Annotated in this window: 21 protein-coding genes and 2 pseudogenes; 3 read left to right on the forward strand and 20 right to left on the reverse strand. The window is 69.6% G+C overall.

The window, feature by feature from the left end; all coding sequences use genetic code 11:
• Positions 1-205 precede the first annotated feature (205 nt).
• On the forward strand, positions 206-1396 hold the full coding sequence (locus A3Q37_RS23185) for a hypothetical protein (protein ID WP_065487556.1): 1191 nt from the start codon (positions 206-208) through the stop codon (positions 1394-1396).
• A gap of 75 nt (positions 1397-1471) precedes the next feature.
• Here the strand turns inward: A3Q37_RS23185 and A3Q37_RS37955 are convergent.
• The 17 genes and pseudogenes from A3Q37_RS37955 to A3Q37_RS23260 all read right to left on the reverse strand — a co-directional run.
• Positions 1472-1655: pseudogene (locus tag A3Q37_RS37955) on the reverse strand (type II toxin-antitoxin system RelE/ParE family toxin); the annotation flags it as partial.
• Between the two features lie 102 nt (positions 1656-1757).
• Complete coding sequence (locus A3Q37_RS23190; RefSeq protein ID WP_065487557.1) at positions 1758-2096, reverse strand: XRE family transcriptional regulator; 339 nt, start codon at positions 2094-2096, stop codon at positions 1758-1760.
• Positions 2093-2453, reverse strand: a pseudogene (locus A3Q37_RS35925) (type II toxin-antitoxin system RelE/ParE family toxin). The gene A3Q37_RS23190 and the pseudogene A3Q37_RS35925 overlap by 4 nt, the downstream one beginning before the upstream one ends.
• Positions 2454-2658: 205 nt before the next feature.
• Positions 2659-3279, reverse strand: coding sequence for an OmpA family protein (locus tag A3Q37_RS23195; protein WP_255311916.1), 621 nt, complete (start codon positions 3277-3279; stop codon positions 2659-2661).
• 29 nt (positions 3280-3308) lie between these two features.
• Positions 3309-3929 carry a hypothetical protein gene (locus A3Q37_RS23200; RefSeq protein WP_065487559.1) on the reverse strand — a complete coding sequence of 207 codons (621 nt, stop codon included), beginning with the start codon at positions 3927-3929 and terminating at the stop codon, positions 3309-3311.
• 29 nt (positions 3930-3958) lie between these two features.
• The gene (locus A3Q37_RS23205) at positions 3959-4567 is read right to left on the reverse strand and encodes a pilus assembly protein TadG-related protein (RefSeq protein ID WP_065487560.1); all 609 of its coding nucleotides are present in this window, start codon (positions 4565-4567) and stop codon (positions 3959-3961) included.
• Positions 4567-4797, reverse strand: coding sequence for a hypothetical protein (locus A3Q37_RS23210; RefSeq protein WP_032783163.1), 231 nt, complete (start codon positions 4795-4797; stop codon positions 4567-4569). Before A3Q37_RS23210 ends, A3Q37_RS23205 begins: the two co-directional genes overlap by 1 nt.
• A gap of 204 nt (positions 4798-5001) precedes the next feature.
• Positions 5002-5964, reverse strand: a complete 963-nt coding sequence (locus A3Q37_RS23215; RefSeq protein ID WP_065487561.1) for a response regulator transcription factor — start codon at positions 5962-5964, stop codon at positions 5002-5004.
• 14 nt (positions 5965-5978) lie between these two features.
• Positions 5979-7379, reverse strand: coding sequence for a sensor histidine kinase (locus A3Q37_RS23220; RefSeq protein ID WP_065487562.1), 1401 nt, complete (start codon positions 7377-7379; stop codon positions 5979-5981).
• Between the two features lie 120 nt (positions 7380-7499).
• Entirely contained in the window at positions 7500-8387 is an 888-nt protein-coding gene (locus A3Q37_RS23225; protein WP_065487563.1) for a DUF5936 domain-containing protein, read from the reverse strand.
• A 25-nt stretch (positions 8388-8412) separates the two neighbouring features.
• Positions 8413-9357: a type II secretion system F family protein gene (locus A3Q37_RS23230; protein ID WP_065487564.1), complete on the reverse strand. Its 945-nt coding sequence runs from the start codon at positions 9355-9357 to the stop codon at positions 8413-8415.
• A 10-nt stretch (positions 9358-9367) separates the two neighbouring features.
• Positions 9368-10705 carry a CpaF family protein gene (locus A3Q37_RS23235; RefSeq protein ID WP_065487565.1) on the reverse strand — a complete coding sequence of 446 codons (1338 nt, stop codon included), beginning with the start codon at positions 10703-10705 and terminating at the stop codon, positions 9368-9370.
• Between the two features lie 78 nt (positions 10706-10783).
• Positions 10784-11209 carry a TadE/TadG family type IV pilus assembly protein gene (locus tag A3Q37_RS23240; RefSeq protein ID WP_065487667.1) on the reverse strand — a complete coding sequence of 142 codons (426 nt, stop codon included), beginning with the start codon at positions 11207-11209 and terminating at the stop codon, positions 10784-10786.
• Positions 11206-11637, reverse strand: coding sequence for a TadE family protein (locus A3Q37_RS23245; protein WP_065487566.1), 432 nt, complete (start codon positions 11635-11637; stop codon positions 11206-11208). Before A3Q37_RS23245 ends, A3Q37_RS23240 begins: the two co-directional genes overlap by 4 nt.
• A 3-nt stretch (positions 11638-11640) precedes the next feature.
• Positions 11641-12957 carry an AAA family ATPase gene (locus tag A3Q37_RS23250; protein ID WP_065487567.1) on the reverse strand — a complete coding sequence of 439 codons (1317 nt, stop codon included), beginning with the start codon at positions 12955-12957 and terminating at the stop codon, positions 11641-11643.
• A 7-nt stretch (positions 12958-12964) separates the two neighbouring features.
• Entirely contained in the window at positions 12965-13672 is a 708-nt protein-coding gene (gene cpaB / locus A3Q37_RS23255) for a Flp pilus assembly protein CpaB (protein ID WP_065487568.1), read from the reverse strand.
• 179 nt (positions 13673-13851) lie between these two features.
• Positions 13852-14718, reverse strand: coding sequence for a hypothetical protein (locus A3Q37_RS23260; protein ID WP_176711489.1), 867 nt, complete (start codon positions 14716-14718; stop codon positions 13852-13854).
• A 574-nt stretch (positions 14719-15292) separates the two neighbouring features.
• Here A3Q37_RS23260 and A3Q37_RS23265 point away from each other — a divergent pair.
• Positions 15293-17023, forward strand: coding sequence for a chitinase (locus tag A3Q37_RS23265; RefSeq protein WP_079137944.1), 1731 nt, complete (start codon positions 15293-15295; stop codon positions 17021-17023).
• An 87-nt stretch (positions 17024-17110) separates the two neighbouring features.
• On the opposite strand, the gene A3Q37_RS23270 is transcribed toward A3Q37_RS23265, so the two are convergent.
• Positions 17111-18448 carry an Nramp family divalent metal transporter gene (locus tag A3Q37_RS23270; protein ID WP_065487669.1) on the reverse strand — a complete coding sequence of 446 codons (1338 nt, stop codon included), beginning with the start codon at positions 18446-18448 and terminating at the stop codon, positions 17111-17113.
• 177 nt (positions 18449-18625) lie between these two features.
• On the opposite strand from A3Q37_RS23270, the gene A3Q37_RS23275 reads away from it, so the two are divergent.
• Positions 18626-19711: a class I SAM-dependent methyltransferase gene (locus tag A3Q37_RS23275; RefSeq protein WP_065487570.1), complete on the forward strand. Its 1086-nt coding sequence runs from the start codon at positions 18626-18628 to the stop codon at positions 19709-19711.
• A gap of 78 nt (positions 19712-19789) precedes the next feature.
• On the opposite strand, the gene A3Q37_RS23280 is transcribed toward A3Q37_RS23275, so the two are convergent.
• Together A3Q37_RS23280 and A3Q37_RS23285 are read right to left on the reverse strand one after the other, a co-directional pair.
• Complete coding sequence (locus A3Q37_RS23280) at positions 19790-21265, reverse strand: GntP family permease (RefSeq protein ID WP_065487571.1); 1476 nt, start codon at positions 21263-21265, stop codon at positions 19790-19792.
• A gap of 142 nt (positions 21266-21407) precedes the next feature.
• Positions 21408-21818 carry a RidA family protein gene (locus A3Q37_RS23285; RefSeq protein WP_030561417.1) on the reverse strand — a complete coding sequence of 137 codons (411 nt, stop codon included), beginning with the start codon at positions 21816-21818 and terminating at the stop codon, positions 21408-21410.
• Between the last annotated feature and the right edge of the window lie 3 nt (positions 21819-21821).

Genomic DNA, 21821 nt, shown 5'->3' on the forward strand with positions numbered 1-21821 from the left:
AACCGGTAGGGAAATGAGGGGGGTTCGAGAAAACCTCCCCACCCTCCCGACCCCGTCACGGCCAGCAAGTATGACTAATCGTGGCAGCTTGCGGCGCGCCGACGCGACTGCTTACGGTGCGAGAACCAAACGACCCCGACACGGTGTTGGTAGCACCAGGCCGGGGTCTCACCGCAAGATCGCCCCCCTTAGAAAGAACGATCCCTTGGCTACCCAGCACTTTAGCTCCGCCCTCAGCGCCCCCGCACCCTCGCCCGCGTACCCGAAGGCGACACCCGGCTACGGCAAACGCTCCGCGCCCGGCCAACTGCCGCGACGTCCGGATGACTTCGCCTTACTGCCGATGCGTGAGCGGTACGTCGCCGGGTTCGTCGACCGCCTCCCCGACGGCGCGGCGATGAGCGTCAAGACCCTCGCCAGGCAACTCCCGCTCTACGGGCAGCAAGCCGTCGGCACGGCCCTGACCGCCCTGTCCGTCGCCGGGCACCTGCGCCGCGTGCGATGCGCCGTCGGCCAGGGCGAGACGACCCGCTGGGCCTTCCGCACCTTCTGGTCCCGGACCGCGCGCGACAACGAGTGGTGGAACGCCTACCTCGCCGACGAGATGCGCCAACTCGACGGCAGCGAGAGCCTCGACGGCCTCCCCCGCGACCCGGCCGCCGGCGGATCCACCGCCCCGCCGCCGCCCTGGGTCCCCGCTGATGAACCCTCGGATGAGCCTGCTGTTGAACCTGCCTCCGAGCCTCCGCTCGACCAGTCGCCACCCGCACCCGTACCCGCGAAGGACACCCGGCCCGTCGAGCCGGCCGCAGCTCAAGCACCCTGCCCCGACCAGGCACCCAGGCCCGTCGCCGCTCCGCCGAGTGCTCCCGCCGGCTTCGGCCCCGTACAGCCGTCGAACGTCCCGGCTCCGGAGCCGGGCAACCGCCACTCCCCCGCCTACCTCGCGCTCGCCCAGCTCGCCCGCAAGGACATCCGCGTCGCCTTGTCCGCCGCCGACTGCACCGCACTCGAACCCCTCGCCACCGCATGGCTCGACCGAGGCGTCAGCACCGACTACCTCATCCACACCCTGACCGCCGGGCTTCCCTACTCCGTCGACTCACCCGTCGCCCTCATCCGCCGCCGGCTCATGGACAAGATCCCGCCCCAACTGCCCACCGAACAGGACACGCCTCGGCCCGAGGCCCCCGCCCGGCGCCTCCTGGTCGAGTGCGCGGACTGCGGCGCCCCCGGCCGCCCCGAAGCCCTCCCGGACGGCCTCTGCCGCCCCTGCCGCACCCACCACGCCTCCGGGGCCGCCGAGGAGCAGTCCGTCGAGACCCTCGACGCTCCCGATGTTCGCGACGTCGGCGCGTACGTCGCCGAACTCCGCAATCGCCTCAAGGCACCCTGATCCAGCAACCGGGTACCTGGGTGCCAAGGTCGCCGGAGTGCCGTCCGCGCCTTCACGAACCGACCCGCGAGAACCGAGCAGCAGCGCCGAGCGCGTCGGATCAAAGGCGAAGATGATCCTGATCTCGGAACGGCCTGCCGACCCCGGCCGTAGCTCCCTTCAGGTGATGCAGCTCCGCACCCTTCAGCCGGTCAGCCAGCGGTCTTCCAAGAGTCGGACCGCCCTCACGCAGTCCGGCCACGACCTTGGCGACCCACATGATTCCCTTGGAATGGGCGGCGTGCTCAGTGGCTCTGGTCTTGTCCGCGTCGGCACACACAGAAGGAGAGCAGCCTCAAGGTGCTGGCAGATCCCTCTTCGATCACGCCACGGTGTATTCGGTGTCTCCGAAGTCGGCGACGACCCGGAGCCTGCCGCCGAGTGCTTCCACGTAGGACCGGAGGGTCGCCACCTCGGTACGGTCGACCTCTCCGTGCTCGATCGCGGAAACTCGCGGCGCCGAGACTCCCATCACCCCGGCAACATCACGCTGCGTGAGCGCCTGGTCCCGCCGAACCTCGGCCAGCTGATACGCCCGCACCTCGGCAGCCAGCCGGTCCATGGCCGCTTGCTTCTCCTCGGCCGTACGCACGGGCAGACCCGCCGCGATACGACGCTCCCGCGCCGCACGCTTGGTCTCCTCCCAGCTGACGCTGCTCATTCGTACTCCCTGGAGTCGAGTTCGGCGAGATGGTTTTGATAGCGCCTCTCGGCCAGCGGGATGCGCGTTGTACCAGCCTTGCCAGTCACCGGCCTTGTCACCAGCCACGAGAAGCACCGCGCGACGAATCGGGTCGAAGGCGAAGAGGATCCGGATCTCCCCGCTCCCGGACGATCCGGGCCGCAGCTCCTTCATATGGTGCTGTTCAGCACCCTTGATCCGATCGACCAGCGGTCGTCCGAGTGTCGGCCCGACCGCAGCCAGCACGTCGATCGCATCTTCTACTTGTTGGGCACTGTCCCAGTCCTCGTCGACCAGTGCGTCGTACCACGTGGCAACCTCGGCCACCAGAATCACTTCCCATTGAGCCGCACCTGCGAGGTTAATGCAAGCGTTAATTTCGGGAAGCGGAATCTGTGCAGCTCACGCCTTCGAGTGAATCCGCGCGGCCCCCAGGCGCGGGGGCGGATCGATCACAGCCCCCGCCCCCGGAAGGTGGCTCTCCGGCCTGCGAGTGCTCACGGCGGCGGCACGGATGCCGCCGCCGTGCAGACAGAGGAGGTCAGGACCCCTCTCCGCGCGGGAAGGAGACCTCCACGCGGCGGTTCTTCTTCCGGCCCTCTTCGTTGCTGTTGCTGGCGATCGGGTACTGCTCACCGTAGCCCCGGATCTCGTACGTGACCGTGGGGCCGAGCTGCTTCGACAGGACCCCGTGCACGGCGTCGGCCCGCTGCTTGGACAGGACGTCGCCGTGAGCCGAGGAGCCGAGGTTGTCGGTGAAGCCGAAGACGCGGACCTTGGTCGCGTTCTGCTTCTTGATCTCGTCGGCGATGGCGGCGATACGGGCGTTGGCCGCCGAGGAGAGCTTCGCGCTGTCCTTGCCGAAGAGGACTTCCGCCTGGAGCGCGAACTTGATGTCGGCGTTGCTGTCCTCGCGGCGCTCCTCGCCGCCGAGATCCTCGACGACCTGGACGATGTCGAGGACCTTCGACGGACCGAGGGTGCCCCCGTCGGGCATCTTCAGGTCCGGGTCATTGGGGTCCACCTGAACCGGTGGGACCGACTGCGCCTCGGTTCCCGGGGGGACGCTCGGGCCGTCGTCGGCCAGGGCAGGCGCCGCCCCGAACAACGTGAAGCTCGCGACGACCAGGAACGAAGCGGCCGACAGCCCCACCGGCCTCATTCGGGTGCGTGTGTGTGTCATCTCTGCCGTCACCCGGAAATCTTCACCGACGTGGTCGCGAACGTCGGCAGCGTGAAGTCGACCTCCGTCGTCGTCTCCGGCGGTGCCGGGAACTGCATGAACACGGATGTGGTCTTCCCGGCCAGCAACGGCGGGATACCCGTCGTGCACAGGCAACGGTTCTCGGTGTCACGCAGGATGTAGTAGCGCTTCTTGCCGACCTTGTCGACAAGAGTCGCGCCGGCGACCGAGTTGGGGTTCTTCGCCAGCAGCGCCGTCTCCGTGCCTGCCCATGCGGTCGTGTTCTTCGACTGCGTGCCCTCGTTCTTGATCGACGCTTGCAGGGTGATGAATCCACCGGAGTCGCGCTTGGCCTGATGGATGGTCATCACCAGTCCGTCGCCACGGACTTCCGCAAGCTTGGCATTCGGGTCCACGTTCTCTCCGGCAGCGGTGTCCGGCTGCTGTTCGCCCTTCTCCTCCGAGGACGGAGCAGCGGGCTCGGAGGGCTTCGCCGAGTTCTCACCACCCTGCTTGGCCTCATCGCTGCCGCCGTCGTCACCGCAGCCGGTGAGCGCCAGGCCGAAGACAGCTGCCAAAGCGACAGCCGCCAGCGCCCTTCTGCCCGTCGTGGTGTGCCGAATGCTCATGATCTGTTTCCTCTACTCATCGTTCGCTGTCACTGGTCGACCAACCGCACGTCAAAGAGAGTTCTGCTCACGCTCTCCCATGGTGGGGGGCTGCCGGGCGCGATCTCGAGGATCTTGCCGTTCCGGCACGTGAAGATGAAGAGGTCCTGGACTCCGTCGCTGTTGAAGTCCACGGCTTTCGGGCGCGGGCAGCGGAACTCGATGAGCGCGGTGGCCTTGGCCTTGGCCTTCTTGTCGTCCGAGCCTGGCAGTACCGAAGAGTCGACCGCCTTCAGGCCCTCGACCTCGACCGTGATCCGGTCGCGCAGATAGCCAGGGGTCGCATAGCACGAGGTCTTTCTGGCGTCGTTGGCCGCCGCCAGGCGATCCGCCTCGTAACAGGGCGCAGCGAAAGGTGCGTTGAGGAACAGATCCAGCATGTTGGTGGGGAGCGAGGCGTAGAAGCCCGTCCCGAAGTCGTCGCGCGCCTGCTGGGCGGCGGCCAGGGCGGCGGCGTCCGCCGCACCCTGGGAACCGTTGCGCAGAGCCGACGCCTTACCGACAGCGAAGAAGGCCAACGCAAGGAAGAGCAGGCCCGCCACCATCATGATGTAGATGGGGAAGGCCTGCCCTCCGTCGTTGCGAGAACGACCGAGCATCACTGAGCCGTGATGGAATCCACCAGACCGCTGATGCGCTCCGAGATCGCGCCACCGATACCCGTGGCCACGATCGCCCCGATGATCGCCACGACCACCAGAATGATCCCCAGGTACTCGAACGCCGTCTGCCCCCGGTCCTTCGCCGCGTAGCGCTTCTGGATGGCGCTGACGGCGGTGTTGGCCCAGCCGTTGACGCGGACGGCGGTCTTCACGGTGATGTCCGACATGGTGTTCCCCTCCGGGTTCGGCCGACCGGGTGCCGGCCGACTCGCGCGTTTCTGCGGTGGCGCCCTCGTAACCGGCTTCCTCCTGGCCGGTGCCGCTGGCGACATGAGAAACATAGGCGGGAACCCGCACTCCCACAGAGGGCCCGTGGGCCCATTCCCGGGCCCAAAGCGCCCTCTGGGTCCACCCGTTGCGGATTCGGCCGGTCATGGCTGCCGCCCGGGGTTCCGGGGCGCGGTGCCGAGCCAGTGGGCGATGGCCTCGCTGCGGGTGGCGCTGTGGAGCTTGGTGAAGATGCGGTTGATGTGGTTCTTGACCGTCTTCTCACTGATGAAGCAGGTGGCGGCGATCTGCTGATTACTCATTCCGGACGCAATCAGGTCCATGACCTCCACCTCCCTCGAACTCAGCCCGTAATGCTGCCTGTTGGGGGTGGATACCGACCCCCCGGATACAGAAGACTGTCCCACAACTGGTTGCAGTTGCGAAAGACTTTCCGAAGGTTCGGCGGTGTGCGGGGGCGGTGGGGGCGGTGCCGTCGCCAGGGCCGAGCCCAGGCCTTCGGGGAGCGGGCCCCGCTGCGGCGGCGTGCCGTGGCGCATATGGGCCAGGAGGGCGTCCGCCGCCGTAACGGTGAAGTTGGCGCGGCCGTCCTTCGTGTCCCGTACCGCCTGGACCAGCTGATTCGCCGTGAACTCGCCGTGCACCAAGTAGCCGCCCGCGCCCAGCCGCAGCGCCTCGTGGACGATCTCGCTCTCGCGGCTGTACGTCAGCATCAGCACGGGTGCTATGCCGACCAAGTGCGGCAGGGCCGAGATGCCGTCCACGCCGGGCATGCGGACGTCCAGCAGGACCACGTCGGGGCGGTGTTCGAGCGTCTTCTCGTACGCTTCCCGGCCGTCCGCCGCCTCCGCGACCACCTGGATGTCCGCCCGGCCCGACAGCAGTACGCCCAGGCCGGCCCGGACCACCGGGTTGTCGTCCGCGACCACCACCCGGAGGCGTTCGGCGACGGGGGCGGCGGGGCCCGGGGCGAAGGGGGACGGGGACGCAGAGGGCCGAGCGCTGGGAGCCGGGGTGAGCGGGATGGGCGGCGACGGGTGCTGAGGGGCGTGGCGGTGAGCCGCAGCCCCGTAGCTGTTCGGCGCAGGGGAGACATCGTCCGGCATGCTGCGACCTCCTCTCAGGGTTGAGGGTTGTAGGTGAGTGGCGTGGCAGTCTCGAGTACGGATCTCGGTGCGGCAGCGGGGCCGGGAGCCTGCTCCAGGGGTTGCGCGGTGGTCTCGGGCCCGCCCGCCAGCGCCGCCAGCGGGAGCTCCACCCGTACCTCCGTCCCCTTCTCCGCCTTCCCCCGGCCGATCCTGATCCGGGCCCCGATCGACGCGGCCCGCTCCACCATGCCGACCAGGCCGAAGTGGCCCGCCCGGCGCAGCGATTCCAGGGTCGTTCCGGCGGGCAGGCCGCGGCCGTCGTCGTACACGGTGACGCGGAGCATGTCGCCCTTCACGCCCGCGAGGACGATCAGGTACGTCGGGGAGGCGTGGCGGTGCGCGTTCTCCATGGCCTCCGAGGCGACCGTGAGCAGCTGGCGCGCCACCGCCTGCGGGACCGGGGGGACCGGGATCTCCTCGGACAGGCGGCGGAAGGTGGCCGTGACCGGGTGGCGGGCGGTGAAGTCCTCGGCCTGGGCCGCCAGTTCGGCGACCAGGTCGACGCCGCCCTCCAGGCCCTGTTCGCGGCGCAGGTCCGTGAGCAGTTCCCGGGACTCGGCGGCGGCCCGGCGGGCGGCCCGGGCGACCAGTTCCGCCTGGAGTTTCACGGTGGGCGGGTCCATCCGGTCCGCCGAGCCCGCCAGGCCGTCGGCGGCCAGCGCCAGGCCGTGCAGGGTCTTGGCGACCGAGTCGTGCATCTCCCGTGCCAGGCGGGTGCGTTCGCCCTCCACCGCCTCGTTCACCGCAAGACGCGCCCGGGTCTCGGTCAGCGCCTGGGTGGCCGACCCGAAGCGCAGGAGCAGGTTGCGCAGGGTGACCCCGACCGCGCCCGCGATCACGCAGAAGCCGGGGAGAAGGAGTCGTGTCGCCCCTCCCCCTTCCAGCTTCGGGACGCTCGCGTACACGCCGAAGACGATGATCACCTGGAGCGCCGCGAAGACCGCCGCCCCGCGCCAGCCGTGGATCAGGCCCGCCAGCAGCGGGGTGCAGACGGTGACGTACGCGAGGGTCGACTCGGGAGTCGCCGTGATCAGCAGCAGCGCGCCGAAGAACACGTCGACGGCCAGCAGCCAGGGGTGGCGCAGGAGGACCGGGCCGAAGCGCTCCCAGTCCCGGAACAGCAGGTACGAGCCCATGAAGGTGACGAGGACCGCCGAGCCGATGAACCAGGTGGGCAGGCCGGGGGCGGTGCGGTCGATGGCGTACGGAGTCGCTATCGCGATCATCGCCAGGCGGAAGCCGAAGACCTGGCGGCACATCGCCTGGAGCGCGTTGACCTGGATGGCGAACGCCGGGCGGGCAGGCGTGCCGGTGTGGGCGCGGGTCAGTTCCGCGGTCAGTCCGGGCTGCGCGCTGCCGAGCTGGTATGCCATGTGCCTGTCACCTCCGTCTCGTGTCCCGTATCCGTCTCGTGTCCCGTAAAGCTGTTCCTGCTGGGTCTCCGTCAAGCTGTTCCTGCTGGGTCTCCGTCCCCATCCCGCCCGTCGTTCATGTCACCCGCCCGTGAGGGCCCCGAAGTCGACGTCGGCTCCGTACACGAATCCGACCGTGAGCAGCAGGAGCGTGCCGGGCAGGAGGAACGTGGTCACCGCGAACGTCGCCTTCGGGACCGCCTTGGCCGCCTTGCGGCGGGCGTTCTGGGCGTCGGTGCGGCGCATGTCGTTGGCGATCTGGATCAGCGTCTCGACGATCGGCGCGCCCAGCTCCTCGCCCTGCTGGAGCGTCGTGACGAACATGGCGACCTGTTCGGAGTCGTTGCGTCTGCGCAGTTCCTCGAAGGCCTGGCGGCGGCTGACGCCCATGTCCATCTGGCGGAGCGTGATGCGCAGTTCGTCGGACCACGGGCCCTCGTACTTCTCCGCCACCCGGTCCAGCGCCTGCCGGAAGCCGAGTCCGGCGGAGACGACGACGGCCAGGACGTCGAGGAAGTCCGGCAGGGTGCGTTCGATGTGGTCGCGGCGGACCCGGATCGCCGACCAGATGCCGGCCTCCACCCAGAACAGGCCGAAGGCGATCATCAGGAGGGCGAGGAAGAGCTGGCCCCGGAGGAGCATGGAGAAGGCCCCGAGGACCCCCAGCGCGCCGTAGACCGCGCGGCGGGCGGCGTAACGGTCGATGGTGAGGCCGCCCGGGTTGCCCGCCAGGTCGATCTGGCGGCGCTTCTTGTTGACGGCCTTGGGGCCCATCATCCGCAGGACCGCGGGGGCCCACCGCATGCCCAGGCGGTCGATGCCGGAGCCGACCGCGCTCGTGCGGGTGGCCCCGGATTCGAGGGCGACGGCCAGGTCGCCGGGGAGTTTGGCGTCGGCCCGGTACATCCGGATGCCGTGGATGACCCCGTACACGGCGAGTCCGACGACCAGGGCTAGCAGCAGGTCCATGGCGGTTCTTCTTCCCCTCAGCTCGTCAGACGTCGATACGGGACAGGCGGCGGATCACGACGAACCCGATCGCGTACAGGACGATCGCCACGACCACCGCGGCCTGGCCGATGAAGGCCCCCGTCATCCGGTCCAGCGCACCGGGCATGACCGCGTTCATCAGCAGCATCGCGCCGACGCCGAAGATGGGGACGGCGTAGGCGGTGACGGTGACCTGGGAGAGCTGGGTCTTGACCTCGCGGCGGGTCTCCTTGCGCTCCTCCAGGGTCTCGGTGAGGTTGCGCAGCGAGCTGACGACCGTACCGCCCGCCCTGTTGGAGAGGACCAACGTGGTTACCAGAACCACCAGTTCGCGGGAAGGGAGGCGGTCCGTCAGTTCGCTCAGGGCGTCCTCCAAGGGTTCCCCCACGGCCAAGCGCCTTGCCACCCTGGCCAGTTCCTCCCCCGCCGGGTTTTCCAGCTCCTCGGCCGCCATGGACAGCGAGGTGCGCAGGGCCAGGCCCGCCTGGGTGGCGTTGGCGAGGATGCGGGAGAGCTCGGGCAGCTGGTTGATGAAGCGCTCGGTGCGCTTGACCCGCTGCCAGTTGAGGAACGCGTTGGTGCCCCAGAGGCCGATCAGCGCGGCGACCGGGCCGAAGAACGCGGCGAGCATGGAGGAGGCAAGCATCCAGAGCCCCGCCATCGCGACGACCGCGTAGACGAGGAACTCGCCGGGTGTGATGTCCAGGCCGGTCGCGGCGAGCTTCAGCTCCAGCTTCCGGCCCAGCGCGGTGCCGCGCAGCCTGCGGTCGAGCCCCTTGAAGCGGCGCACGCGCCCCGTCTCGGGGATCTGCCCGACGTGCGAGAGCCGCTCGACGAGGGCGTCACGGTCGGCCTTGCCGCCGGAGTAGGCGTACAGGCCCATCACGCCGAGCACGCAGCACAGCAGCGTGACGCCGATGGTGACCAGGGGGAGGTTGACGTTGTCCATGGCTCGGTACCTAGTTGGCCTCTCGGGTGGCGAGCTGATCGGCGGACTGGGCGACGCCGAACGCCTGCGGGATGGGCTGGCTGGCCAGGTAGAGGCGCTCGGCGAGCCTCCGGGGCAGCGGGAGGTACTGGAAGTCGCCGTAGATCCGGCCGTCCGGGGCCATGGGCTGCGCGTTGAAGCGGGCCGCCGTGACGATGCGGTACGGGTCGCGGCCGTGGCTGTCCAGGACGGCGATCTCGGTGATCTTCCTGGCGCCGTCGGCGTGCCGGGTGAGCTGGACGATCACGTCGACGGCGCTGTTGATCTGGTCGTGCAGCGCCTCGAAGGGGATCTCGACCTCCGACATCGAGGCGAGGGTCTGGAGCCTCATCAGCGCGTCCTCGGCGCTGTTGGCGTGGACGGTGGCCAGCGAGCCGTCGTGACCGGTGGACATCGCCTGGAGCATGTCGAGCGATTCGCCGCCTCGGACCTCACCGACGACGATCCGGTCGGGGCGCATACGCAGGGAGTTGCGGACCAGGTCGCGGATGGTGATCTGGCCCTTGCCCTCGACGTTGGCCGGGCGGGACTCCAGCCGGATCACATGGCTCTGCTGGAGCTGGAGTTCGGCGGAGTCCTCGATGGTGACGATGCGCTCGGCGTTGGGGATCAGTCCGGAGAGCGCGTTGAGGAGGGTCGTCTTTCCGGTGCCGGTGGCCCCCGAGACGATGATGTTGAGCTTGGCCTGGACGAGCCCGGCGAGCAGCACCAGCATCTGTTCGTCCAGCGAGCCGAAGCCGATCATCTCCTGGAGCGTGAAGGAGCGCGGGAAGCGGCGGATGGTGAGCGTCGCGCCGGTCAGCGACAGCGGCGGGATGATCACGTTGACACGTTCGCCGCTGGGGAGGCGGGCGTCGACCATCGGGTTGGACTCGTCGACGCGGCGGTTGACGGTCGACACGATCCGCTCGATGGTCTGCATCAGCTGCTCGTGGGAGCCGAACCGCATCGGGAGCTGTTCGACCTTGCCGTTGCGTTCGACGAAGATCTGGTCGGGACCGTTGACCATGATCTCGGTGATGGACGCGTCCTCCAGGAGCGGTTCCAGGATGCCGAGGCCGAGCGCCTCGTCGACGACGCGGCGGATGAGCTGCGAGCGCTCGACCGTGGAGAGGACCGGGCCCTCGCGGCTGATGATGTGGCCGAGGACGCGTTCCAGCCGGGCCCGCCGGTCGGCGGCGGCCAGCGAGGACATCTCCGCGAGGTCGATCTCCTCCAGCAGCTTGGCCCGGTAGGTGGCCACCATGTGGCCGTCCTCCCGTGCGCCGCCCTGCTCCTCCGGAGCGGTCATGCGTGCCCGCAGGCTCATGTGCGTAACTCTCCTCGTCGGGTCGTCAGGTCGTCGGGTTCGTCGGCTTGTTGGGGTCGGACCCTCGGGCGGGGCGGGTCAGAAGCCGAAGGCGGAGTGCTCGTTGGGCATCGTCGCGCTCCGCTCGGCCCACCAGCCGTTCAGTCCCGGCACGACGGAGGGCACCTTGACCCGGACCGTGACGGTGATGTCCCGGCCGCCGTCCTCGCGGTAGTGGAATCCGCCGTCCTCCACCCAGTCGCTGACCGCGTCGCGGGCGTTGGACTGGCCGCTGCCCCGGGCGTCCACACTGGCCGCCGTACGGGCTCCGGCGCGGGCCGCCGTGCCCGCCTGGCTCGCGGCGTACGCGGCGAGGCCGAGCTGGATCGCCCCCATCGCGACGAGGAGCAGCAGGGGGAGGAAGCCGAGGTACTCGATGGCGACCTGGCCCCGGTCGGCCTTCGCGCGTGCGGGACGGGTGCGGCCGGGACGGGTGCGCCTGCCGTGCGGTTTCGTCGTCGTCACCACTGGTCCTCCCTCGGCGAGCCAGCCTTTCCGGTGATCTCCGTGTCGAGGTCGAACAGGCCCGGCACCAGCACCGGGACCTTCAGCTTCACCGTGGCCTCGTACAGGCCGCTGCCGCCGCCGCACCGCACCACCGCCTTGTCCGCCCAGGCGTCGGGCAGGTCCTTCATCGCGCCCTCCCGGCAGGCGATGCCGGGCGCGAACTCGGCCCCGCTGCCCTTGCGCGCCCCCACGTCCGCCGCGTTGCCCGCGAGGCTGAAGGTGTAGCCGATCAGGGCGCACTCCCAGAGCACCAGCATGATCAGGATGATGAACGGGGTCATGCCCAGGAACTCGACGGCCGTCTGGCCGCGGTCCCGGTCCCCGCGGTCACGTAGGGCGGTGATCCGCCCCCGTATGCCGCCGCGGCTGTTCCTTGTGGTGGTCATCGCTCAACGTGTCCCCTCGGAGTCTCCGGGACCGCGGCCGGAGCCGTCGCGCCGGCGGCGCGGGCGTCCGATCGAGCCCCGGTCGTTCTTGAAGGCGCCGCCGCTGTTCCGTTTGGCCAGGGCGCCGCCGCTCTTCTTGCCTGTCGCGCTCTCCTTGACGATGCCCAGCTCTCCGGCCAGGCCCCAGAGCGCCTGTTTGACCGTGCTCTTGGCGTCCAGTTCGTGCAGGCGTCCGGAGTCGATGGACGCCTGGAGTTCCTTGAAGTTCGCGGGGACCGCCGCCGAGGCGACCCGGGTACCGGTGATCTTCTGGATCAGCGGTGGCTGGATCTCGGTGTTGCGGGTGAAGCGGTTGACGAGGGTGACCGTCTCCTCCGCCTTGCGGATCTGGAGCCGTTCCCACATCCGTACGACACGTTTCGCGCCGCGCACCGCGACCACGTCGGGGGTGGTGACGAGCAGGGCCACGTCCGCCATCTCGACGGCGGCCGCGTTGGCGCCGTTCATCTGGCCGCCGCAGTCGATGACGACGATCTCGTAGCGGGTGCGCAGCGCGCTGACGATCTGGCGGGCCGAACGGTCGCTGACCTCCTCGCCGCGTTCGCCCTCGCCGGGGGCGAGGAGCAGGGCGAGGCCGGTGGAGTGGGAGAACACGGCGTCGGACAGGACCCGGGGCGATATGTCGGTGATCATGGCGAGGTCGACCAGGGAGCGGCGGAACTGGACGTCGAGGAACGAGGCGATGTCCCCGGTCTGGAGGTCCATGTCCACCAGCGCCACCGTGTTGCCCGACGCCTGGGCGGCCAGGGCGAGTTGGATGGCGGTGACGGTCGCGCCGACGCCGCCCTTGGCGCCGGTGACCGTGACGACGGTGCCGCCGGGTCCGGTGAAGACGTCGTTGCCGGAGCTGAGGTGGCGGCGTACCCCGGCGGACCACTGGGCGGCCGCCTGGACGCGGTTGGCCAGTTCCTCGTAGCTGAGCGGGAGGGTGACCAGGCCGCGGGCGCCGGAGTCCATCGCGTTGGCGAAGAGGCTCGGGCTGGCGTCCGCGGTGATCAGGACGACGCCGACGGACGGGAACCGCAGCGACACCTCCCGGATCAGCTCCAGGGCCGGGACCGGGCCGATCCGCTCGTGGACCAGCACCACCTCGGGCAGTTCGTCGAGCGCCTCGCCCGCGAGGCGGGCCAGGGTGTCGATGAGCTGCGTGGAGTCGCCGACCGGGGTCGCCGGTTCGGCGTCGGGCAGCTGGCTGAGCAGGGTGGTGACGGAGCGGGCCGCGTCGAGGTCGCCGACGGCCGGGAGGATTCTGGTGGTCATCCCATCCTCACTTGTCCTTGTCGAGCGTGTAGGTGCGGTCCCCGGGGCGGATGGTGCCGTCGCTGCCGGGGGCGACGAGCGCGAGGCGCACGTGCTCCGCGAACGACTCGGCGTAGGCGACGCGTTGGGTGTCCAGCGTGTTCAGGGCGAAGGTGATCGGCACGGCTTCGGTGGCCCGGTTGCGGCGGTCGTCCGCGCTGGGGTCGAGGGCGGTGAGCTCGCCGACGTCCAGCACCTTGGCGTTGGCGACGATGACCTTGGACTGGGCGGGGTCGCCCTGCTGCTCACCGGCGAAGGTGGCGTAGATGTTGACCGTGGCGCCCGGTGTGATCTTGCCCGCGACGCCGGTGGAGGCGTCGATCATGATGGCGATCTCCTGCTCACCGGCGCGGAGTTCGGGCTTGCGGACCATCATGTCCGACTGGAGCAGGGAGCCTTGGCGGAGTTCGGTGACCGCGATCTTCGACTCGACCTCCCGCAGGTCGGTCACGGCGTTCTCCGAGAGCCACCGTTTGGGCATCTTGATCTTCTCGAACTGGCCGCTCTTCAGGGCGGTGTACGGAGCCACGTTGGTCTTCAGCTGGTACGCCGTCACCTCGGGTCCGACCTTCGAGTTGACGTCGCTGATCACCGAGAGCACGCCGGCGAAGGCCGCGAAGGCGCACAGGACCGACAGGAGCAGGAGTATCACGCCGCGGCGCTGGCGGGAGTTCATGGTCCGGACAACCTCGTTCGAATCGGATGCGTGGAGCGGACAGCGGACAGAATGAGCGGTGCTGTGGAACCGGTACGTGCGGTCGAGCGGTTACGCGCTTACATCTGCGGCTACGGACGCGCCCACGGCAGCCGCGGAGGAGGCGGCGGGGTCGGGGCGCTGTGCGGGGAGCGGTCGCGTCAGGGGCCCGGTGATTCGTCGGTCCCATGGTGTGGGACACCGGTGGGCAGCGCGCGGTTCTCCGAAACCGGAAGAGGTGCGGAACAGAATGCGCAGCGGTCGCCGATGAGTTCCATGGCGCACCAATGGCACTTTTCCCGGCGTACGGAGGAAACCAGCTGGTAGAGCACGGAGAGGTCGGGGAGATGGGCGGCGAACTCCACCAGCTTTCCCGTACCCCACCAGCGCGGTGAGTCGCCGGGGACCGAGGTGTCGTGAATGGCCTGGACCTTCCAGGCGGGCGCGAGGGTCTCCTGTACCCACTCCGACTGGAGATTCCCTTTGGCCACCAGAAGATGCGTACCGAAATCCGGGCCCGTCAGGGGTTCGGCGGCCGGGCCCACTTTCACCAGCTGCGGTTCGGGTCCCGCGAGCACGGCGAACTGCGAGCCGGGGACCCAGGACTTGGCGTGGCTCTTGAGGCTGACCGGGACCCGGTCGAGCCGGGCGACGGAGTTGAGGAGGGCGCCGGCGTAGATGTAGTGCGACAGCAGCCGGGCGGCGGAGGCGACCACCCCGGGGCTGAAGTCGCAGATGGACAACTGCCGTAGCTGGCGCACCAGTACGGCGACGCCGAGGGGCGGGAGGTCCACCTTGACCAGGGCGATCCGGTCGCTCTCCAGCACCGAGCGGATGGAGTGGAGGCGGCGTTCGTGCTCGGGCCGGATGCCCGAGGGGTAGAGGGCGATCACATATCCGTGCTGTTCCAGCAGCAGGTGCATGTCGCCGATCGCCAGCTCCAGCACCTGGGCCTCGGGGGCCTGGAGCAGAGCGGCGGTCGGTGTCTGCTGGTCGGTGGGCGGCAGCACCAGGTCTGCGCTCGTCACTGCTATCGCGGTCGGCACGCTCTCCCCGTTTCGGCTCCGGTCGACGTGGGGACGCCGACCGCAATCGCTCCTGCTCCGTGCTCCTGCCCCAGCACTTTAGCCACGTCTCACCAGGCAGAGAACAGTTATCGGAGACCAGTACGGCACCATGCGAACGCGGTTCCGACGGGGGTCGGGTGCTAAACGGGATGAAATCGATTCCGTCCAACTCGGCTGTCACTGCGGAGCGTTACCGAATCCCGCGTCCGCTTTTCGATCATGTATCCATTCGCGCACGTCAACCTGGATTCCGGGGTGACCGGCCCCCTTTTCGTAAGGGCGTTTCCGTGACCGCCCGAAGTTCTCCCGCAAGATCACTCGTGCGGGGGGCGGAGTGCGGTCGCGGCGCCGCTCCCGGACCGGGATTCCGCCGCCCGGCACCCCCGTACGGGGGTGGCCGCGGGCCCCCGCGCGCGCCTTCGCGGACCGCCTTTCACTGCCAGAGGTCTTGACAACTTGATTGGTCTGGACCAGTTTATGCGCACTGCACCGCACCGCCCATCCCCGGCACCCCCAACTCCCCCCGGAGGCACCAGTGGAACGCTCAGCAGGCCGCAGTCGCAGAAGACGCCGCCGCTCCCGGCCCGTACTCGGTGGCGCCCTGGCCGTCGCCACGGCCGCCGCCCTGACCGTCACCGGGCTCGTCAGCACCGCCCAGGCCGCCGACGTCAACAACGCCAAGAACGCGGGCTTCGAGTCGGGCCTCGCCAACTGGACCTGTTCCGGGGGCAGTGGCGCCACCGTCTCCTCCCCCGTGCGCAGCGGTACGTCCGCGCTGAAGGCGACCCCGGCCGGCCAGGACAACGCCAAGTGTTCGCAGTCGGTCAAGGTGAAGCCCAACTCGACGTACGCGCTCAGCTCCTGGGTGCAGGGCGGTTACGCCTACCTCGGCGTGAGCGGCACGGGCACCACCGACGTCTCCACCTGGACGCCGGGCTCCTCCTCCTGGACCAAGCTGTCCACCAGCTTCACGACCGGCGCGAACACCACGTCGGTGGACGTCTACACCCACGGCTGGTACGGGCAGGCCGCCTACTTCGCCGACGACATCGAGGTGACCGGGCCCGACGGCGGGGGCGGCGAGGAGCCCGGGCCGGTCATTCCGGCGGCCCCGGCCGGTCTCACGGCGGGCGCCACGACCACGTCGTCGATCGCCCTGTCCTGGAACGCGGTCTCCGGCGCCACGGGCTACAAGGTGTACCGGGACGGCGCCCAGGCGACGACCGCCACCGGGACCTCGGCGACCGTCACGGGCCTGACCGCGGACACCGCCTACCAGTTCTCGGTGAGCGCCACGAACGCGGCCGGCGAGTCGGTCAAGTCGGCGGCCATCAGCGTCCGTACGGCGAAGGAGGGTACGGGCCCCGGCCCCGGCACGACCGTGCCGAAGCACGCGGTCACCGGCTACTGGCAGAACTTCAACAACGGCGCGGCCGTCCAGAAGCTCACCGACGTCCCGGCCGACTACGACATCATCGCGGTCTCCTTCGCGGACGCCACGCCGACGCCGGGCCAGGTCACCTTCAACCTGGACACGGCCGGGCTGAACGGCTACACCGACGCCCAGTTCCGGGCCGACATCAGGACCAAGCAGGCCCAGGGCAAGAACGTCATCATCTCGATCGGCGGCGAGCTGGGCACGGTCCGGGTCGACAACGACGCCTCCGCCACCGCGTTCGCCGACTCCGTGTACGCGCTGATGCAGGACTACGGCTTCAACGGGGTCGACATCGACCTGGAGAACGGTCTCAACGCCACCTACATGACGAAGGCGCTGCGCCAGCTGTCGGCAAAGGCGGGCAGCGGACTGGTCATCACGATGGCCCCGCAGACGATCGACATGCAGTCGACGTCGGGCGAGTACTTCAAGACGGCGCTCAACATCAAGGACATCCTGACCGTCGTCAACATGCAGTACTACAACAGTGGTTCGATGCTCGGCTGTGACGGCAAGGTCTACTCGCAGGGTTCGGTGGACTTCCTCACCGCGCTCGCCTGCATCCAGCTGGAGGGCGGTCTCGACCCGTCCCAGGTCGGCATCGGCGTCCCCGCCTCCACCCGCGGCGCGGGCAGCGGCTATGTCGCCCCGTCGATCGTGAACGCGGCGCTGGACTGCCTGACCAAGGGCACCAACTGCGGCTCGTTCAAGCCGTCGAAGACCTACCCGTCGCTGCGCGGCGCGATGACCTGGTCGACGAACTGGGACGCGACGGCCGGGTTCGCCTGGTCGAAGGCGGTCGGCCCGCACGTCCGCAGCCTGCCGTAGCCCGTATCCCGTATCGCTCGGCGATCCTCGAAACCCGCAGCGCCGCCGCTCCCCCGGCGGCGCTGCGGCGTTCGTCGGACCGGCCCGTTACCAGGGCAGGTCGCGCACCTGCTGGACGCACAGCACGACGAACAGCAGCCCGGAGAGGGCGAGCATCCCGTTGCTGCCCCATCCGTTGCGCCATTCCCCCGGCGTACGGGAGGAGTTGAGCAGCCAGATCAGGGTCAGGGCCAGGAACGGCATGAAGAACGCGCCGAGCACCCCGTACGCGATGACCAGACCGAAGGGCTCGTCCAGCCAGAGCAGCGTCATCGGCGGGAAGGTCAGCCAGAGGAGGTACGCGCGGAAGGGCAGGGAGCGCTGCTGCCGGGCGGTGACCGCGGGACCGGCGTGCTCCTCCGCGGAGGCCGCGGAGGCCTCGGAGTCCTCGGAGGCCCCCGGGCCCACCGGGGCCCGGAACCGCTCCACGAAGTCGGCGAACATCAGGCTCACCCCGTGCCAGACGCCGATCAGCGACGAGAACGACGTGGCGAAGAAGCCGATCAGGAAGAGTTTGGCGGTGCCCGCGCCGAAGCGGTCCTCCAGCACCGTGCCCAGGTCGATCAGCCCGCGGTCACCGGAGGTGAGGGCGATCTGCGAGGCGTGCAGCAGCTCGGCGCCGACGATGAGCATGGCGACGACGAAGATCCCGGTGGTGATGTAGGCGACCCGGTTGTCGAGCCGCATCACCTTCATCCAGGAGGAGTTGCTCCACCCCTTGGCGTTGACCCAGTACCCGTAGGCGGCCATGGTGATCGTGCCGCCGACGCCGCCGATCAGCCCGAGGGTGTAGAGGAGCGAGCCGTCCGGGAGCACGGGCACCAGTCCGGCGAAGGAGGCCCCGACGTCCGGGACGACCCGGATCGCCACGTACATGACCACCACGAACATGATGCCGATCAGGACCGTCATGACCTTCTCGAAGACGGCGTACCGGTTGAACCAGACGAAGACCAGCCCGATCAGCCCGGTCACGATCGCCCAGAACTTCAGCCCCGGCCCGTCGGGGAACAGCGCCACGATGGGCAGGGCGCTGGAGGACATGGCCGTCGCCCCGTAGATGAAGCCCCAGACGACGACGTAGATCGCGAAGTAGACCGTGGTCCAGGCGCCCAGGCTGCGCCAGCCGTCGAAGAGCGTGCGGCCGGTCGCCAGGTGCCAGCGGCCGGCGGCCTCGGCGAGCGAGATCTTGACGACGCAGCCGATCACCGCCGCCCACATCAGGGTGTAGCCGAACTTGCTGCCCGCGATCAGCGTCGCGACGAGATCGCCGGCCCCGACCCCGGTCGCCGCGACGACGATGCCGGGGCCGATGTACTTCCAGCTGGACTTGCGTGGTCGGGAGGCCGGCTCCCCTGTCTCCGTGGTTGCGCTTGTCTCCGCCATGCCGATCAAGGAAGCGCAATCGGCTGTACGGCACAAGGGGGCGTGCACGGCAGTAAAATTCTGAGGGGACCCATCGGCCGGCAGCGAGCGGCGGATACGGGGAGGAAGCGGGCGCCCGCGGGGGTGGAGCGGGCGTGGTTCCGGCGGGGCGCTGCGGGCTTCCGAAGGAGGCGCGCCATGTCGCACACGATCGAGCGGACGACGGATCCGGTCCGGCAGGAGGAGTTCGCCGGGCGGATGCTCCAGGTGCTCAACGATTCCTGCCTGGGGTATCTGTGCAGCCTCGGACACCGGACGCGGCTCTTCGACGTGATGGCGCAGCTGCCGCCGTCGACCAGTGAGCGGATCGCCGGGGCCGCCGGGCTGAACGAGCGCTATGTACGCGAGTGGCTCGGCGGGGTGACCGTGGGCGGGATCGTCGAGTACGACCCGGCGGACGGTACGTACCGGCTGCCGCCCGAGCACGCCGCGTCCCTGTGCCGGGACGCCGGGCCCGACAACCTCGCTTCTTTCGTGCAGAACCTCGCGCTGATCGGGCTGGTCGAGGACGAGGTGGTCACGGCGTTCCGGGACGGGGGCGGGGTGCCCTACTCCTCGTACCCGAAGTTCCAGGAGCTCCAGGCCGAGGAGACGGCCCGGGTGTACGACGCGGCGCTGGTCGACACGATCATCCCGCTGGTGCCCGGGCTGCCGGAGCGGCTGGGCTCGGGGGACGGTCTGGACGTGCTCGACATCGGTACGGGGCAGGGGCACGCGGTGAATCTGCTGGCGCGGGCGTTTCCGGCCAGTCGGTTCACCGGGGTGGACATGTCGGAGGGCGGTATCGCGGCGGCCCGGGACGAGGCGGCGCGGCTGGGCCTGCGGAACGCGCGGTTCGAGCTGGCGGACGCGGCCGCGATGACCGGACCGTACGACCTGATCACCGCCTTCGACGTGATCCACGACCTGGCCCGCCCGGCGGAGACCCTGGCGGCCGTCGCCGCCGCGCTACGGGACGACGGGGTGTTCCTGATGGGCGACATCGCGGCCTCCAGCAGGCTGGAGGAGAACCTCGACCTGCCGCTGGGCCCCGCGCTCTACACGTTCTCGGTCTTCTACTGCATGACCGTCTCGCTCGGCGAGGGCGGGGCGGGCCTGGGGACCGTCTGGGGCCGGCAGACCGCGCTGCGGATGCTGGCGGAGGCGGGGTTCGGGGAGGTCGCGGTGCGTGAGGTGGAGGGCGACATTCTGAACGTGTATTACGTGGCGCGGAAGGGGAGTTGAGGGCGGCGCGCGGGAGCCCGACGGGCCTCGCCCGGGGGCGGGTTCGACGCGGACCGCGCCGAACCCGCCCGCGTACGCCTAGAGCAGCAGACTCAGCAGCGCCGCCACCACGAAGCCCGCCACCGACAGCACCGTCTCCAGCACCGTCCAGGACTTCAACGTGTCGCGCTCGCTGATGCCGAAGTACTTCGACACCATCCAGAAGCCGCCGTCGTTCACGTGCGAGGCGAAGATCGAGCCCGCCGAGATCGCCATGATGATCAGCGCCAGGTGCGCCTGGGACAGGTCCTGGCCCTCGACCAGCGGAACCACGATCCCGGCCGTGGTGACGATCGCGACGGTGGCCGAGCCCTGGGCGACCCGCAGCACGACCGAGATCAGCCAGGCGAGCAGGATGACGGGCAGGCCGACGTCGTTGAACGTGTCGGCGAGCGCGTCCGCGATGCCGCTGCCCTTGAGGACCGCGCCGAAGATGCCTCCCGCGCCGACCACCAGCAGGATGTTGCCGACGGGCTTGAGCGAGGACGTGGAGACGGACTCCAGGGACTTGCGGGACCAGCCGCGCCGGATGCCCAGCAGGTAGTACGCGAGGAACAGGGCGATCGTCAGGGCGACGAACGGGTTGCCGAAGAACTCGATCACCGAGCGGAGAGTCGAAGGGTCCAGGGCGATCGAGGAGAACGTCGCGGCGAGGATCAGGACCAGCGGGGTGCCGATGATCGCGAGGACCGTGGCGAGCGGCACCGGCTTCTCGTGCGGGGTGACGCCCGCGGCGCGCTGCTCGGCGGCGACGGCGGCCTTGGCCTCCTCGGCGGCCTCCACCATGTCCTGCGGTACGTCGACGAAGACCCGCTTGCCGATCCAGGCGGAGTAGCCCCAGGCGGCGATGACGGACGGGATGCCGACCACGATGCCCATCAGGATGACCCAGCCCAGCGACACGTTGAAGAGTCCGGCGGCGGCCACCGGGCCCGGGTGCGGCGGCAGGAACGCGTGGGTCATCGACAGCCCCGCCAGCAGCGGCATCGCATAGAGCAGAATCGATTTTCCGGAGCGCTTGGCCGCCGCGTACACGATCGGCGCGAGGACGAAGATGCCGACGTCGAAGAAGACCGGGATGCCGAAGATGAGGCCGGTGAGGCCCATCGCGAGCGGGGCGCGCTTCTCCCCGAAGAGGTTCAGCAGGCGGGCGCTCAACACCTCGGCCCCGCCGGAGACTTCGAGGATCGCGCCGAGCATCGTACCGAGCCCGATGATGATCGCCACATGGCCGAGGATGCCGCCCATGCCGGATTCGATGACCGAGACGGCGGCGGATTTCTGCACGGTGCCGAAGAGTTCGGTGACCGAGAGCCCGGCGCCGAGGCCGACGGCTATGGAGACGGCCAGCAGGGCGACGAACGGCTGGAGTCTGACCTTGATGATCAGGAAGAGGAGGAGCACGATACCGAGGGCGGCGACGGTCAGCAGACCGGCGGTGCCGTCGATCAGGAGGAGCAGACCGCCGGTGTGCGGCGGGGTCTCGACCGGCGGTGGGGTGGCGGCGAGCAGCATGGGGGAACTCCGATGGTGCTGGAGGGAGGGCAGGGCGGAGCGCGGCACGGCGCCCCCGGGGGACGGGGCGCCGTGCCGTACGGCGGGTTGGAGAGTTGCTGCGGGTGGAGCAAGGCTGTGAGGGTGCGAGAAGTCCGAACCGTCAGCTGAGCACCGCGAGCGCGTCGATCTCGATCAGCAGGCCCTTGGGCAGGCCCACGTAGACCGTCGTCCGCGCCGAGGGGGCCTCCTTCAGGTTCTGCTCGGCGAAGTACGCGTTGTAGATCTCGTTCATCTCCGCGAAGTGGTCCACGTCCGTGAGGTAGACGCGCATCATCATCACGTCGTCCCAGCTCGCGCCGCCCTCCTCCAGGATCGCCTTGACGTTGGCGAAGGTCTGGAGGGTCTGCTCGCGCAGGGTGGGGCCGGCCGGGGTGGGGGCCTGGCCCTCGACGGCGGGGAGGAAGCCGACCTGGCCGGCGACCTGGAGGATGTTCCCCTTCCGCACCCCGTGCGAGAACTTCGCGGGCGGCGTGGTGTGGGTGGAGGGGGTGAGGGCGGTCTTCTCGGTCATGGC

This window comes from Streptomyces sp. PTY087I2 (assembly GCF_001687325.1).
GTDB lineage: Bacteria > Actinomycetota > Actinomycetes > Streptomycetales > Streptomycetaceae > Streptomyces.

Bases quoted from the DNA above. Each gene is read 5' to 3' on its own strand.
- A3Q37_RS23225 (WP_065487563.1), bottom strand. From the start codon at position 8,387: ATGGACCTGCTGCTAGCCCTGGTCGTCGGACTCGCCGTGTACGGGGTC.
- A3Q37_RS23195 (WP_255311916.1), bottom strand. From the start codon at position 3,279: ATGAGGCCGGTGGGGCTGTCGGCCGCTTCGTTCCTGGTCGTCGCGAGC.
- A3Q37_RS23210 (WP_032783163.1), bottom strand. From the start codon at position 4,797: ATGTCGGACATCACCGTGAAGACCGCCGTCCGCGTCAACGGCTGGGCC.
- A3Q37_RS23190 (WP_065487557.1), bottom strand. From the start codon at position 2,096: ATGAGCAGCGTCAGCTGGGAGGAGACCAAGCGTGCGGCGCGGGAGCGT.
- A3Q37_RS23285 (WP_030561417.1), bottom strand. From the start codon at position 21,818: ATGACCGAGAAGACCGCCCTCACCCCCTCCACCCACACCACGCCGCCC.
- A3Q37_RS23205 (WP_065487560.1), bottom strand. From the start codon at position 4,567: ATGCTCGGTCGTTCTCGCAACGACGGAGGGCAGGCCTTCCCCATCTAC.
- A3Q37_RS23280 (WP_065487571.1), bottom strand. From the start codon at position 21,265: ATGCTGCTCGCCGCCACCCCACCGCCGGTCGAGACCCCGCCGCACACC.
- A3Q37_RS23200 (WP_065487559.1), bottom strand. From the start codon at position 3,929: ATGAGCATTCGGCACACCACGACGGGCAGAAGGGCGCTGGCGGCTGTC.
- A3Q37_RS23245 (WP_065487566.1), bottom strand. From the start codon at position 11,637: ATGACCACCACAAGGAACAGCCGCGGCGGCATACGGGGGCGGATCACC.
- cpaB (WP_065487568.1), bottom strand. From the start codon at position 13,672: ATGAACTCCCGCCAGCGCCGCGGCGTGATACTCCTGCTCCTGTCGGTC.
- A3Q37_RS23250 (WP_065487567.1), bottom strand. From the start codon at position 12,957: ATGACCACCAGAATCCTCCCGGCCGTCGGCGACCTCGACGCGGCCCGC.
- A3Q37_RS23275 (WP_065487570.1), top strand. From the start codon at position 18,626: ATGTCGCACACGATCGAGCGGACGACGGATCCGGTCCGGCAGGAGGAG.
- A3Q37_RS23220 (WP_065487562.1), bottom strand. From the start codon at position 7,379: ATGGCATACCAGCTCGGCAGCGCGCAGCCCGGACTGACCGCGGAACTG.
- A3Q37_RS23230 (WP_065487564.1), bottom strand. From the start codon at position 9,357: ATGGACAACGTCAACCTCCCCCTGGTCACCATCGGCGTCACGCTGCTG.
- A3Q37_RS23235 (WP_065487565.1), bottom strand. From the start codon at position 10,705: ATGAGCCTGCGGGCACGCATGACCGCTCCGGAGGAGCAGGGCGGCGCA.
- A3Q37_RS23215 (WP_065487561.1), bottom strand. From the start codon at position 5,964: ATGCCGGACGATGTCTCCCCTGCGCCGAACAGCTACGGGGCTGCGGCT.
- A3Q37_RS23270 (WP_065487669.1), bottom strand. From the start codon at position 18,448: ATGGCGGAGACAAGCGCAACCACGGAGACAGGGGAGCCGGCCTCCCGA.